At 55.4% G+C, this 13,864-nt stretch carries 15 protein-coding genes and 1 pseudogene; 4 read left to right on the top strand and 12 right to left on the bottom strand.

Going from position 1 to position 13,864, the window contains the following annotated elements; all coding sequences use genetic code 11:
• Positions 1-184 precede the first annotated feature (184 nt).
• Genes ACR0KW_RS21910 through ACR0KW_RS21900 form a run of 3 tightly spaced genes read left to right on the top strand, consistent with a single transcriptional unit; the run spans position 185 to position 2,639 of the window.
• Positions 185-1,228 (top strand): YeiH family protein, encoded by a 1,044-nt coding sequence (locus ACR0KW_RS21910; protein WP_480806908.1) that lies wholly within the window; start codon positions 185-187, stop codon positions 1,226-1,228.
• A gap of 11 nt (positions 1,229-1,239) precedes the next feature.
• Positions 1,240-2,277 carry a phosphate acetyltransferase gene (gene pta, locus ACR0KW_RS21905; protein WP_480806907.1) on the top strand — a complete coding sequence of 346 codons (1,038 nt, stop codon included), beginning with the start codon at positions 1,240-1,242 and terminating at the stop codon, positions 2,275-2,277.
• Positions 2,274-2,639 (top strand): cupin domain-containing protein, encoded by a 366-nt coding sequence (locus ACR0KW_RS21900; protein WP_480806906.1) that lies wholly within the window; start codon positions 2,274-2,276, stop codon positions 2,637-2,639. Before pta ends, ACR0KW_RS21900 begins: the two co-directional genes overlap by 4 nt.
• Positions 2,640-2,957: 318 nt before the next feature.
• Here ACR0KW_RS21900 and ACR0KW_RS21895 read toward each other — a convergent pair whose 3' ends face one another.
• The 10 genes from ACR0KW_RS21895 to ACR0KW_RS21850 all read right to left on the bottom strand — a co-directional run bounded on the left by ACR0KW_RS21895 (position 2,958) and on the right by ACR0KW_RS21850 (position 12,325).
• Positions 2,958-3,809 carry a cupin domain-containing protein gene (locus ACR0KW_RS21895; RefSeq protein WP_480806905.1) on the bottom strand — a complete coding sequence of 284 codons (852 nt, stop codon included), beginning with the start codon at positions 3,807-3,809 and terminating at the stop codon, positions 2,958-2,960.
• Positions 3,810-3,821: 12 nt separating this feature from the next.
• Positions 3,822-4,385, bottom strand: a complete 564-nt coding sequence (locus ACR0KW_RS21890) for a TetR/AcrR family transcriptional regulator (protein WP_480806904.1) — start codon at positions 4,383-4,385, stop codon at positions 3,822-3,824.
• Between the two features lie 30 nt (positions 4,386-4,415).
• Positions 4,416-5,495 carry a Gfo/Idh/MocA family protein gene (locus ACR0KW_RS21885; RefSeq protein WP_480806903.1) on the bottom strand — a complete coding sequence of 360 codons (1,080 nt, stop codon included), beginning with the start codon at positions 5,493-5,495 and terminating at the stop codon, positions 4,416-4,418.
• Positions 5,496-5,519: 24 nt separating this feature from the next.
• Positions 5,520-6,359: a carbohydrate ABC transporter permease gene (locus ACR0KW_RS21880; protein ID WP_480806902.1), complete on the bottom strand. Its 840-nt coding sequence runs from the start codon at positions 6,357-6,359 to the stop codon at positions 5,520-5,522.
• A gap of 1 nt (position 6,360) precedes the next feature.
• Positions 6,361-7,302, bottom strand: coding sequence for a carbohydrate ABC transporter permease (locus tag ACR0KW_RS21875; protein ID WP_480806901.1), 942 nt, complete (start codon positions 7,300-7,302; stop codon positions 6,361-6,363).
• On the bottom strand, positions 7,302-8,366 hold the full coding sequence (locus tag ACR0KW_RS21870; protein WP_480806900.1) for an ABC transporter ATP-binding protein: 1,065 nt from the start codon (positions 8,364-8,366) through the stop codon (positions 7,302-7,304). Before ACR0KW_RS21870 ends, ACR0KW_RS21875 begins: the two co-directional genes overlap by 1 nt.
• Complete coding sequence (locus ACR0KW_RS21865) at positions 8,363-9,298, bottom strand: ROK family protein (protein ID WP_480806899.1); 936 nt, start codon at positions 9,296-9,298, stop codon at positions 8,363-8,365. Before ACR0KW_RS21865 ends, ACR0KW_RS21870 begins: the two co-directional genes overlap by 4 nt.
• A complete protein-coding gene (locus tag ACR0KW_RS21860) occupies positions 9,288-10,052 on the bottom strand; it encodes a 6-phosphogluconolactonase (RefSeq protein WP_480806898.1) in 765 nt (254 codons plus the stop codon). Before ACR0KW_RS21860 ends, ACR0KW_RS21865 begins: the two co-directional genes overlap by 11 nt.
• 32 nt (positions 10,053-10,084) lie before the next feature.
• Positions 10,085-10,960: a sugar phosphate isomerase/epimerase family protein gene (locus ACR0KW_RS21855; RefSeq protein ID WP_480806897.1), complete on the bottom strand. Its 876-nt coding sequence runs from the start codon at positions 10,958-10,960 to the stop codon at positions 10,085-10,087.
• A gap of 84 nt (positions 10,961-11,044) precedes the next feature.
• On the bottom strand, positions 11,045-12,325 hold the full coding sequence (locus ACR0KW_RS21850) for an ABC transporter substrate-binding protein (protein ID WP_480806896.1): 1,281 nt from the start codon (positions 12,323-12,325) through the stop codon (positions 11,045-11,047).
• 141 nt (positions 12,326-12,466) lie between these two features.
• Here ACR0KW_RS21850 and ACR0KW_RS21845 point away from each other — a divergent pair.
• Positions 12,467-12,928: pseudogene (locus ACR0KW_RS21845) on the top strand (transposase); the annotation flags it as partial.
• A 34-nt stretch (positions 12,929-12,962) separates the two neighbouring features.
• Here the strand turns inward: ACR0KW_RS21845 and thpR are convergent.
• Positions 12,963-13,478 (bottom strand): RNA 2',3'-cyclic phosphodiesterase, encoded by a 516-nt coding sequence (thpR, locus tag ACR0KW_RS21840; protein ID WP_480806895.1) that lies wholly within the window; start codon positions 13,476-13,478, stop codon positions 12,963-12,965.
• A gap of 52 nt (positions 13,479-13,530) precedes the next feature.
• Positions 13,531-13,809: a pirin family protein gene (locus tag ACR0KW_RS21835; RefSeq protein WP_480806894.1), complete on the bottom strand. Its 279-nt coding sequence runs from the start codon at positions 13,807-13,809 to the stop codon at positions 13,531-13,533.
• Positions 13,810-13,864 lie beyond the last annotated feature (55 nt).

The following is a 13,864-nucleotide window of genomic DNA, read 5'->3' as shown; positions in this document are numbered from 1 at the left end:
GGAACTGGGTGAGCCCTTCCGCCGCGACGCGATGAAGAAGCCGGTCGAAGTGGCAGGCATCAGCGCCGACGACATGAACCAACAGGCCGGGATCGCCTAAGCAGACGTCAAACCCGGGCCTAATCAGGCCCGGGTTCCATTGAGTTCTCCGGCCAAGAGGGCGCAATTTTTACACAAAGGAAACATGATGCAGGCGTTAAATGCATCCCGGACGCCCCTGTCGTGGGCGCAAGATTTCGTTCGCAAGAACGGCCACGGATTTCTGATTTCCGTGGTTGTAGCAGTTGCGGCGCAGTTTCTGTCGGAACACTACGGTGCGCCGGCGATGCTGATGGCGCTTTTGCTTGGCATTGCGTTTCATTTTCTGGCCGAGGAAGACACCGGAAGCTGCAAGGCCGGGATCGATTTTACGGCGCGTACTGTCCTGCGTTTTGGCGTCGCGCTGTTGGGTGCACGTATCTCAGTTGAACTGATGGTTGGTCTGGGGCCGCAATTGATTGCAGTTGTCATCACGGGCGTTATTCTGACGATCCTGTTTGGATTGCTCGGCGCGCGCTTGCTTGGCCGCGGCTGGAGGTTCGGTGTTCTGACCGGCGGTTCGGTCGCGATTTGCGGTGCCTCCGCCGCGATGGCGCTGTCCGCCATTCTGCCCAAAAACGAACATTCCGAGCGCAATCTGATCTTCACCGTTCTGTCGGTGACTGTCTTGTCCACAGTTGCCATGATCGCCTATCCGATCCTGACCGAGACCTTTGATTTCGACGATCAGATTTCGGGGGTATTTCTGGGCGGCACTATTCACGACGTCGCTCAGGTTGTGGGCGCAGGCTTTTCAGTGTCGGACGAGGCCGGTGAAGTCGCGACGATGGTGAAGTTGATCCGTGTTGCCATGCTGGCCCCGGTCGTTCTGGTGATTTCTGCGCTTGTCCGCCGCTATGCAGAGTTCAGCGAAGAAGAAGGTAAGCGACCCCCGATTTTGCCAATGTTTGTCGTGGGCTTCCTGATCTTCGCAACCCTGAACTCACTGGGGTTCATCCCTGAATTCATCTCTTCGGCCATGGCCAGCCTCAGCCGCTGGGCGCTGCTGGTGTCAATCGCAGCGGTCGGGATGAAAACCTCGCTCAAGCGCATTCTGGATGTGGGCGGACAGGCCATCGCACTGATCGTTGCCGAAACCGTCTTTATCGCCGTGCTGGTTCTTGCGGGCGTCTACCTTGTGCATTTTTGAAAGGACCTGCCATGAAGCCGTTGGAAGAACTGCTCAGGAATGCTGCGCAATCACAAAAGAAAATTGTCCTGTCAGAAGGGTCTGATCCTCGCGCGGTCGAAGCCGCGCTTGAAGCCAGGGAAAAGAGCGTTGCCCGAATTGTGCTGGTGGGGGATGAAGGGCTTATCTTACGCCAGCTCGCATCCCTGAATGCCCAACCGAGTAGCGGGATCGAGATCGAAGATCCCGCCTCGTCAGCACATTTCGATGAATTGGCGACGTTGTTTTATGAGCTGCGCAAGCACAAGGGCGTCACGCAGGAACAGGCTGTCGTCGAAACACGCAAACCGCATGTTTTCGCCGCGCTGATGGTGAAGAAAGGGCTTGCGGACGGAACCCTTGGCGGTGCGGTGGCAACCACGGCTGAGATCGTGCGGACTGCCATTCAGGTCATTGGCCCAAAGCCTAGTGAAAAGCTTGTATCCAGCTTTTTTCTGATGCTGTTCTGCAAGGACCATCACCTCAAAAAAGGCGCGCATGTCTTTGCGGATAGCGGTCTGGTCGTCGATCCGTCGGCGGAAGAAATGGCTCAGATCGCGCTGGCGTCGGCCAAAAGCTTCCGGGCGTTGACGCAGGATACTCCGCGGGTTGCGATGTTGTCCTTTTCGACCCGTGGCAGCGCCAGCAGTACAGCCGTGTCGAAGGTCGTTGAGGCCACGCAATTGGCCAGAGACGCGGCACCTGATCTTCTCATTGACGGCGAATTGCAGTTTGACGCAGCTTTCGTGCCCGAGGTTGCGGCGAAAAAGGCCAAGGACTCACCTCTGGGCGGCGACGCAAACATCTTTGTGTTTCCCAACCTCGAAGCCGGCAACATCGCCTACAAGATCGCCCAGCGGGTCGGAGGAGCAGTGGCTGTCGGCCCGATCATGCAGGGGTTGGACAAGCCCGCCAATGATCTGTCCCGCGGATGCTCGGCCGAGGATATTCTGCACATGATCGCCGTAACCGCAGCCCAGGCCGAAGCAAACGAAACAAAGACGCAATGGAATCCGGAGGTTTCGCGATGAATGTACATGTCATCAACCTGTTCGACGAACCCGCAACGCGCAGCGAGCGACGCCTTAGCGATCTGCCTGACCGCGTGGTAGAGGGTGATCCCTACCACAAGATCGGGGTGCATTTCTCCAGCCCCGATGGTGCACTCTCGGCGGGCACTTGGACATCAACTCCTGGGAAATGGCACGCGTTCACGGACAAGGATGAGTATTGCTATATCGTTGAGGGGCATTGCGCGTTGATTCACAAAGACGGAACACGGCAGGATTTTCGCACCGGAGACAGCTTCATGATTCCAAACGGTTTTCAGGGCTACTGGGAAGTTGTTGAGACAACGACTAAGCACTTTGTCATTCGGGATTTATCCGAGTAGGGCAAAACAGGTCTGAAATCGTGGACGCTGTCATCAATTGGCGGTCGAATGATCGGATGAATTGGACCAGCTCAAAAAACTGTGGGAAGACTATGCCGAAAATGTCGGCGTCGTGACGCCAGATCAGTGGACAGATGAGTGATCGGCGCTGGTGATCGGGTGCTGAAGAGGTTTTGCACTCAATAAGGAATCCGTTGCGATGATTTAGGTGGATCCGTTGCAAACTTTTGACAAAGCCCAAGAAAATCGTACTGGCGCAAGAATCACAGTGGAACCCGGCCTGAAGGTGGTGCTTCGAACCGGGTTCCAATCCGCCAGTTAAAGTTCAGGCGCGACGCCAAACACAAACTTCGCCGGGTTGGCACTTGTGTTGTGGTATTGATGCTCGAACCCTTCGGGAACGAAAAAGCCGTCACCGGGCTTCAGCTCGAACCATACTTGCCCGTCTGCACCGGGCGCATAGACATTCAGGATGCCCTCCGTCACATACAGGCACTCGTCACCCTTATGTGTCTCCATTACCGTTTTGTGGCCCGGCAATACCGTCATCTCACCCGAGGTCAGATGCTCGGTCGAGCAGAATATGCGCGTGAAGGCCCCATGGCTTTCAGCATCCAGCGTCCAGATGGCGTCTGCTGGCGAAACCGGGATGATGGTGCGCTCCGTCTTTTGTGCTTCGAGCCCCATGGGCCAATTTCCCAACCACTTGTCCTGACAGTAACGGCTGTCAGCGGGATCCAGAAACGGTTTTGTTCGCGCATAGGGGCCTGACGTTCCCTGCGACGGGGGCGGCGAAAAATACTCCAGGATACGAACCTGATCGTGCCCGAGATTGAAGCCGTGGTGCCAGGTTCCGGCGCGGAAGAACAGTGTGTCGCCTGGTTTGGCGACGTGAAACTCACCGGTTTGAGGGTTAGCAAGGCCAAACGTCCCACTGATGACATACATCAACTCATCGGCACCAAAAATCGTGCGAAAGCTCTCGCTGTGCGTGAATTTCCCGCCAGGCGCCAGCCCGAAGAGCAGCTGATGGATTTTGTCGGTTGAGGCATAAATCCAGTCATCGACCTGACCTGCATCAGGTTCGCCCCAAAGGTGTCGGGTGACATCCTCGTAGGCGATCTTGCTCGGCTGATCAAAGGTTGGTCGTGGTGAGGCTTTGTATCCCATATCTACTCCATTTCAGGCGACCTGGTCACCAGTTGTCATGGCGATGAGCCTTTCGATCACATCGCGTTTCATTTGCGGATTCAGCTTCATTACGTCGAATGCTTCGGCCAGCCACATACCCTCGGCGGCCAGCCGGATGATGGTTGCGAGAACCGGGTCCAACCCGTCGTTTTCAACACCATGCTGGCACCGGATGTTCTGCTGCCGCACGATCTCGAGATAGTCAGGGAAGGAAGACAAGGCCGTCGTTATCGGGGCGCCGAGTCGATCAAAATCCGCGCCCGTCGTTGCGGCCTCGCCAAAGGTTGCGCGAAGGTAGGCTCTCGAAAAGCGGCCCTTTTCCACGTCGTCAGCATCTTTCAGCTCGTCGATACCGTTTTCGAATCTGGACACAAACTGCTCAACCATCGCTTTGATCAGCTCATTCTTGCTGGCAAAGTGATAGAGAATGCCGCCTTTGCTGAGGCCGGAAACCTCGGCGACCTTGTCGAAGGTCAGGCTGCTGACACCGTTATTTACAACAATATCTTCGGCTGTTTTTAGAATAAGGGTTTTGGCGTTTGGTTTGCGTCCCACTTTGATCTCCCTGATTTGAAGGCAAATTTCCTAGCTGCGATTCATTGCTTCGGCAATCTGGGTCAGCAGAGCAAGGTCTTCGCGCGAGTCCGACAGAGAGGTTTTGGGTGTCGTGCCCTCGGTCACATGAGCATGGAACGCGTCGAGCTCGACCTGAAACGGGTCAAGAAAGTCCGGACCATACAAGGTGGTTCTGGTTTCGTCGTCATCGGATGTGACCACTTTCAGTTGGGTCGGCAGGTTGCGGATGTAGGGCGTGTCATAGCTGACCTCGAGGTGCTGTCGGTCGGACAGGACATCGATCCGCGCCTCAAAACGAGCGATATTGTCGATCATTGCCTCGTAGACTGCTAGGAAATGGCCGTAATCCATCACTACGACGATGGATTCACCGTTTTGCCGCCAGTTGGCGGAGATCACGCGCTTAGGTAGGCCAATCAACTCGCGCATTGCCGACAGCGAATGCGAGGAAAGCCCCGTCAGAACCTGATATGCGCGCTTCAGACCCTCCGGTGCGTCTGCACCCACGACTGTGCGCAAAAGGGCATCCGTTTCCGCCCGCCCCTGTGCGATGATCTCGGGGGCGACGTCGCTGGGATAATGAATCCGCCGCGATTGACCGATGAAAAACGGGCCTTCGGCGATCAGATCGCGAACCCGAACAGTGCGGATTTCAGAAGGGTCCGGCATCAAATCCTTCGCCTTGGTAAACGGGCGCGAGTATCGGCGCATGTAAGCAACGAAGAGTGTCTTATCGCTCCGCTCCGCCAATGGTGCCGCCGCGTCGATCTCGCCGACAGTCAGGCAGGCTGGTTTTTCCAGAAAGACGTGCTTGTCGGCTTTCAGCGACATTTCCAGAAACCGGCCATGAGTATTGTCCGGTGTCAGAATGAAAACAGCGTCAATATCCTGGTCGGCGATAAGTGCTTCGGCGGTCTCGAAAGCTCTGGCGGTGGGGTAGCGCGCGCAGGCGTTATCGATTGCGCTTTGTGAGACGTCGAAAACACCTGAGATGGTGAATTTGTGGGTGTTATCCGCCAGGATCGGCAGGTGCATCAACTGACTTACTTCACCAAGTCCGAGGATGCCGACGCGAATGGGGTTTGTCATATTTTTCTCCGATGAGATCGAGGGTCAGCCTTTCACCGCACCTGCTGTCAGGCCAGCCATGATGCGCTTCTGGAAGATGAGGGCGAGTATAACCAGCGGGACGGTAACGATCGTCGACGCCGCCATGATCGCGCCAAACGGTGTCTCAAAGCGACTGTCGCCAGAGATCAGAGCGATGGCGACTGGCACAGTCCGGTTTTCGTCCGTCAGGATGAACGTCAACGCGAACATGAACTCGTTCCACGCGGCGATGAACGCCAGCAGGCCAGTAGAGATCATGGCCGGGACCATCATTGGCAGGAAGATGTGCGTAAGAATCCGCAGCGGAGAACAGCCGTCCATGATCGCCGCTTCCTCAACCTCTTTCGGAAGGTTTCGCATGAAGGCCGTCAATACCCAGATGTTGAACGGCAGTGTGAAGATCATATAGGCCACGATCAGCGAGCCGATATGATTGTACAACCCCAGCCAGGTAATCAGTTCAAACAAACCGGACAGCAACGCGACTTGAGGGAACATCGATACCGCAAGAACAGTCATCATGATCGCGCTGCGGCCACGAAAATTAACGCGGGCCAAAGCATAGGCAGCTCCAATGGCCAGCCCCAGCGAGATCAGGACGACCGATGTGGCCACAATGAACGAGTTCAGAATTGATCCGACAAAAACCCTGTCTTCCAGCATGATCCTGAAGTTGGTCAGGTCGAAATCCGGCAGAAGGTTGGAATCGAACAAGGCCTGACTGGATTTCAATGCCGATGCAATCATCCAGTAGAATGGAAACAAGGTATAGAGCGCCACGACACCGAACAGGACGTATATCGCGATAATGCGCGCGCGTTTTGTGCCTTTTCCTCTAACCATCTCAGGCCCCCATGGTTTTACGATTGACGCGGAAGAGGGTCAGGTAAATGACCGTTATGAACGCCAGCAACAAAAACACGGCGGTCGAAGCGGCCGAGCCATAGCCCATCTCCTGAAAATTCACCAATGTTTCGCGGGCGTAGATCGATACAGTTTTGGTGTCGTCGCTATTGGCGGACAGAACATAGGCCAGATCGAACATCCGTAGCGCGTCGAGCATCCGGAACAGCGCCGCCACGGCGATGCCGGGCCCGACCAGCGGCAGCGTGATAGAGGTGAATTGTTTCCACGCTGGCACCCCATCGACGGCCGCTACCTCATAAAGGCTGCGGGGCAGCATGGTCAGCGCGGCAAGGATCAGCAGCACCATGAAGGGGGTCGTAATCCACACATCGACCGCGATGATGACAGGCATGGCCAGGCTGGAATTGGCGGTCCATGCAATTCCGCGTTCGATCAGGCCGAGGTTGATCAGGATATGGTTGATTACACCAAACTGGTCGTGCAGCATCCATTGCCACATCCGCGCACTGACGACGACAGGTATGGACCAGGGTATAAGAATGATCGCCCGCATAAGTCCACGCCCCCGCAAGTGCGAGGACAGCAGCAACGCAATCGCCAGCCCCAGAGCGGTTTCAATCGTGACGGAAACACTGGTGAATATCAGCGTATTGCTGACCGATTTCCACCACAAGGCGTCAGTCGCAAGCGCATAGTAGTTGTCGAGACCGACCAGCGAGTAATCACCCGGAAGGGTGAGAATGGCATCCGTAAAAGAGAAATAGATGGTCCGGACAAGTGGCCAGAGGGCGACGGCTGACAGCACGACGAGGCTGGGCAGCAGGAAAAGCCAGGCTATCCGGGTTTTCTTGCGGGCAAGCACGCTTGGGGCGTCATCGGCCAGGGTGGGTTCAGCGGAAATATGGTCGGTCACCGCCATCAGTCCAGCTCCCGCTTCGGCCAGATCGCTGCATCGTTAGCGTCAAAGACATAAGAATTGGCAAAGCTGGCCCCGACGGTGATCGTTTCACCCTCGGCAAAATTCGGAACACCGGTGTGGCGCGCCACAAGCTTCTGGCCGTCATGAAGTTGGAGGTGAACCAGCGCCTCTCCCCCCAAAGGCTCGACAAGAACCACCTTGGCGCCAAAGTTGATGTCCGCCGACCCAAACACAACGGATTCCGGACGAATTCCAAAATTGACCTTGCCTTGATGCGGGATCGGAAACTCGCGGCTCTGACTTGCGACAGTGATCTGCGTGCCATCCATTTCGGCGGACAGGAAGTTCATTCGGGGGGACCCAATAAACCCGGCAACAAACTTATCGGCCGGAAAGGAATAAAGTTCCATCGGGGACCCGACCTGAGCAACCTGACCTTCCTTGAGCACGACGATACGGTCGGCGAGTGTCATCGCCTCCATCTGATCGTGGGTCACATAGATAGTGGTAGCGTCGAGCCGTTCGTGCAGTTTTGCGATTTCAACACGCATCTCCATCCGAAGATCAGCATCCAGATTGGACAGCGGTTCATCGAACAGAAACAGTTTCTGACTGCGAACCACGGCGCGCCCGATTGCGACGCGCTGTTGCTGCCCCCCCGAAAGCTGGCTTGGTTTGCGCTGCAATAAGTGTTCGATCTGCAAAATTTTCGCTGCACGGTGCACCCGGGCCTGTATCTCGCCTTTTTCCATTCCGGCGGTTTCAAGCGCAAATCCGAGGTTTCGCTCGATATTGAAATGGGGGTAAAGCGCGTAGGATTGAAACACCATCGCGATGCCCCGTTTCGACGGTGGCACGTCATTCACACGGTCTTCGCCAATTGACAGATCGCCGCCATTGATTTCTTCAAGACCCGCGATCATCCGCAACAAGGTTGACTTGCCGGAACCTGATGGTCCGACGAACACGATGAACTCACCGGGGCGGACATCAAGGTCCACGCCTTTGATGACATCAACACCACCGAATTTCTTCCGGATTTGCCTGAGCGTCAAAGAAGTCATTTGCTAACATCCTTTTCTTGAAGTTCGGCAAGAAGGACAGCGCCGATTGCGGCGGCGTTGCCGTCGAGATTGCTGGCAGCGATGGGCAGATTGCGCGCGCCTTCCGCCCAGATAAAATCTCTGGTCCGTCTACACAGACGGTCAAAAACATCTGTGCGGGTACCCATCCCCCCACCGATCACCATCGCAGCGGGATCAAGAGTATTGATCAGCTGACCGAGATAAGATGAGATGGAATCTATGACCTCATCGACTAATATTCGGGCATCATTGTCATTTTGACAGGCTTCGAACAGGTCGCGGGCCGAAAGATCCGGGTTGCCTTTCAACTCAGCATACCGTTCCCCTAGCGCCCGGCCTCCGGCAAAAAGCTCCAGATTAAATGGCGACAGGGTTTTGCACGTGTCGCATTGGGTCAGCAGATCACTGCCGGCAAAATGGAGGGCGTAACCGTTGGCTCCAGCATAAGGCTTTCCGTTGATCACCAGAGTATGGGCAATGCCCGTGGACAAGGTGACGTACAAAAACGGATCGGCATCTGCCAACCTGGACAGGCGGCTTTCGGCGAAGGCCGCGGCGCGGACATCGCTGACAATACGAACAGGCAGGCCTAGATCGAATGCGGTCTCAGGTTCCAGACCCCGCCAATCGAAATTCCAGTCAGAAGCGGGCTGGCCATTGTTGTCGACAAGTTCCGGTACAGCTACCCCAAGACATTGAACTTTCTGATCTGTCTCAGAGAAAAGTGTTCGGGCAAGTTCAGACGCCTGATCCAGAACCGCCTGTCCCCCTTCGCGCCGGGCTGTTGGCCAGGTGATTGACTTGACCGGTGCCTGCATGTCTCCGTCGAAAAGGCACCCCAACATCTTAGTGCCACCGATATCGATGCCGATGCTGACGCCGTTTCGCTCTTTGCCATAATCAAGCGCCATTTTGCACCTTCCCGGCGGCAGCGCGATCAGCATGGATCGCCGCGCGTTTACAAACGCTGGCTATTGTGGCGGGCCAGCTCGGTTCATAGGCTTTCGCTCGGGTGATCCGTTGAAAGGCATCCGTTTTGTCTGCACCCCAGAGGATCAACCCGACTTCATGGGATTGGTCTGCAATCGTTCCGATACCGACAGTCAATCCGTGTTCGGGCACGTCGTCGACGCTGCAAAATTCCGGAAACGTGCTGAGATTGTCGATCTGAGTTTGGCGGGCAAGCCGTACTACGCGCGTCCGGCTGGCACGCTCCGCACCGGGAGGATTAAATGCAATGTGCCCGTCGCCAGCGCCAGATGCTAGGATGAAGTAATCCACCCCGCCCGCATCAGCGATCTTCTGGTCATAACCCAAAGGGTCGGAAAGATCAGGCAGCCAAAGGTTCCGTGCTGGTATCTGACACGATTCCGGAAGGCTGGCATTTATGAGCCCCAGAATGTCTCTCTCACCGAAACCACGGCAGGAAAAATGCGCGTTTCGGTCCGGTAGCTTCTGATCATCATCATGGCCGAGAACGTATTCATCCATCATGACAATGATCAGGTTTGACAGATCCAGACCCTGTTGGGCTGCCTTGTCGGCCAACGCATTGTAAACGGGTTTAGGACTGCGCCCGCCCGGGCACCCAAGCAGAAACGGCTTGCCGTGCCCCTTGGCTTCCAAAAGCAAGAGGATACGATCTGCAATCGCTTCACCGGCCATCTCGGAAGTGTCATATGTGAATACAGCGGCAGTCACAGCTTTGCCTCCGTAGATTGCCAAGTGGTCAGAAACGCCAGGTTTGATCTGGCGATCTCTTCAGGGCTACGGGGATTCTCATCCGACAAGTCCTGCTCGACTACGACAAGACCTTGGAAATTCGTATGTTTCAGCGCGTCAACGAACGCCTGGATGTCGACACTTCCCTTGTCCAGATCGGTCATTACGCCAATTTCAAACGCAGTGTCGCAGTGGATGTTTTCCGCGTGAACGCGGGCGAGGACATCCGGGTCAACGTTCTTCAGGTGAACGGTGGAAATGCGGCTACGGTGTTTGTTAAAGAACGCAATCGGGTCGGCATTCCAGTAGGCGTGATGCCCCGTGTCCAGACAGAGTTTCACCAGATCAGGATCGGTGTCATTCAACAGTTTTTCGATCTGCTGTTCTGTTTCAACACAGGTTCCGACATGCGGATGAAACGAAAACTCAATCTGGTGGTCGCGGGCAATCTGAGCGGCTTCATTGACCTGAGTAATAACGTTCTTCCATTGCTCCGCAGTGACAACGCCCATTGCGTCCTTTGGATAAAACTCGGATTCATCCATCAGAATAAATTGTGACGCGCCACAGGCGGAAAGCAGTTTACAGAGTTCGGTGGTCTGCTGGCGCAGCTTCTCCAATGTCGCAATGTCGGCAAGTGTGTGTACGTGCGCCGCGGCAACGATTTCGATGCCCTTTGCCTCGACGGACGCTTTCAGTTCAACAGCGCTGGTTGGTCCGAAACCCAAGGGACCCAGCTCAGTTTGCCGGTATCCCGCCTCGTGGATTTTCGACAGATACTCTTCCCATGTCAGAGTATTGCCTTCGGGCCAGTAGACACCCCAACAGCATGGAGCAATCGCAAGTTTCATTGCTATTCCCACCTGATCAAAAAATACAGTTTTTGAAGGCGCCCCAGCCATTGGGAGCTTGGCCAGAGCACCTTCCGGGAGATTCTATCTCCAGCCGCGCGACTTGATGCGTTCCAGATCGCTTTCGGCCTGCTCAACGCCTTCTGCTGCCGTGACCTTACCGCTCAGAATATTGTGGACAGCGTTGAAAATCCGCTGAGAAGAGCGATTGTATGACGCGCCGGTTACCTGCGATGGCCGCGAGGCGCTTTCCGAATAAGCCTGTTCCGCATCTTTCAGGAAAGGATAGGCTTCGAGAATTTCCTCGTCGCGATAGAGCGCTTCGACCGTTGGGCTATACGCTTCCATTGCGCGTCGCTTCTGCTCACGCGCATTGGTCAGGTAAACTGCCAGGCTCGTCGCGGCCTCAGGGTCTTTCGAGTATTTTGAAACGCCCAGCATACCTGCGCCGTAGCAACCACTGGATTTTTCCCCTTCTGCGCCAACCGGCAGCGCCATTACGCCGACTTTATCCTGCAGCAGCGCACCGTCTTCCTGCGACGTGCCCCAAACATAGCTCCAATTCCTGTGGAACACGGCATTCCCGGTTTCGAACACGCCGCGCGACGCTTCCTCGTCATAGTTCAGAACACCTTCGGGGCTGATGGTGCCGACCCAGGAAGCCGCAAGATCCAGCGCCTCGATGGCATTGGGGTTGTTGATGGTAATGTTGCCATCCGGCGCAATGAAATTGCCACCACCAAAGGATGCAACAAGTTCGAGGGCATCGCAGGTCAAACCCTCATAAGCACGACCCTGCCAGACGTATCCCCACATGTCCGAGTTTCCACCTTCGCGCTCAGCATTCTGAATGAACTCAGCGGTCTCGGTCAGCTCCTGCCAGGTCGTCGGTACAGGTTTGCCGTGTTTTTCCAGCAGATCTTTTCGATAAAACATCATCCCCGCGTCGATGTACCAGGGCATCGCCAGCAATTCGTCGTTGATCGTTGCATCAGCAAGCGCGGAGGCAAAGTGTTGGTCCAACTCTTCGGCGGGGACGTGTTCTCGAAGGTTCAGCAGATGCGGCGCAAGCGCACCAACCCAGATATTGTCCAGCGTCATCAGATCAATATCACCGGACTTTCCTGCCAAAAGTTGCTGGTAAAGCGGTAGCGCTTCGCCCCAGCTGGCTGGCATCTTATTGATCTTGACCGTGTTGCCGGTTTCTTCAGCCCATGCCTTGGACGCAGTTTCACAAAGCTCAAGCTCGGTGCCCGCCGAACTGCAGAATATCGATACTTCGGCCGCCGATACAGCAGTGCCCCCGGTTGTCAGGGCAACAGCTCCCGTGACCCCCCACAGAAAGTGCCTCGCCTCTGGTCTCATCTGAGTTCCTCCCTTGCTGAAACTTGGCGCCTCCTCTGCCAAGTTGATTCTTTACTATACCGTCTGGACGGTATAGTCAATCATATCGCCTTCCCCCACTGAAGTGGTCCTCCGCTATGTTTAGGAAAACAGAGGAAACAGATGGCAAACAAGCGTCCCAAGCCCTGGGAAATTGTCTTGAAGTTACGGCGAGCTGAGATTTTGACTGGACAAGGCATGCCGCGTCTTGATGCGATCAGGCAGATCGGAGTTTTTGAACAAACCTATTACCGCTGGAAGAAGAAGTACGGTGGGATGGGCACGGATCAATTGAAGGAACTCAAGCGCCTTCAGGGAGAGAACGAACGGCTGCGCAAGGCTGTTTCTGATCTGGCGCTGGACAAGCTGATCCTGACGGAAGCAGCAAAGGATGAAGGGCGTCAAGGAAACTATCCAGTGGATGGTTTCAGCCCTGAACGCACAGCCCTTCTGAGCCCCGCTCGTCGCCACGCATGCATTGATCGCGTCCGCAATGAACTGAATGTCTCAGAACGCCGTGCTTGCCGAGTTCTGAAGCAACATCGTTCCACACAAGGCAAGGTGCCCGTTGGGCGTCCCGATGAAGGCTTCGCAAACCAACCACAACGGCAGTCGTTCGCTAGAAGTTATAATGCTCTAAAACGTCATGCCGCGCGCCATCAGGGCGCAAAGTGGATTGATAAAGGGTAAAGCCGGTGACGAGCATTTCTTGTAATGTGTTTATATTGCCGGGACATTGTAAGTACTGAACAGTACCGCGATGCTTTGGTTTTAAGCGGGCAATGGTAACGTGCGGGCGGAAGCGCCGACGGGGCAGCACGATACCGGCTCGTCGCGCGGCGGTCTGGATTTTTTGGTGCAAAGCAGTGAGTGTCGGGCAATCCGCCACATCGACGGCCACCACCTGACCAAAACTGCTGATCCTTGTAAAAGAAACTTCAAAGGGCGAGGAGGTAATTGCCAAAAGTTCTTCATGCAATGCCTCCAACGCCTCCACTGGTTGATCATCCAGAAAGGCTAGCGTTAGATGCATGTTGTCCGGCGATACCGGTCGGCCAACCGGCAGCTCGCGATGCAGTAGTGTAAAAGCATCTTTTGCCTCATCGCTTGGCGATATAGCAACGAATGACCGCATGACTCCCTCGGGCTTTCCTTGCTCATACAAATAGCATCACACCAGACATGCATCAAAGCTGCGGTTCGTTTTTAACCGTCCATGTCTGAAATCGGCCCTTATGCGACACCTCTCCGTCTACCATGAAGGTAACGAGCTCGACGTCCTGGTGCGGATGCAGACCAAATCCCTGAGCACCGGCGGCCAGCGTTCCGTCGTCGATTGTAATCAGCGGGCCGAACCTGCGCCGCCCTACTTCCAGATGCGGCTTGAACGACAAATGCGCCTGCATGAAGCCGAAGTCCTTGAACTCACGGGTTGCGGCGGGGTGGTAGACCATCTCTGTCTGCATTGTTCATCTCCTGCCCTGTTTGCTGAGATAGAATTTAGGGATCTCCTTCGTTCTG

It is taken from the genome of Ruegeria sp. CG11, assembly GCF_056537245.1.
The sequence above is the reverse complement of the archived record's forward strand: the minus strand, read 5'-3'. Positions and strand labels throughout refer to the sequence as shown.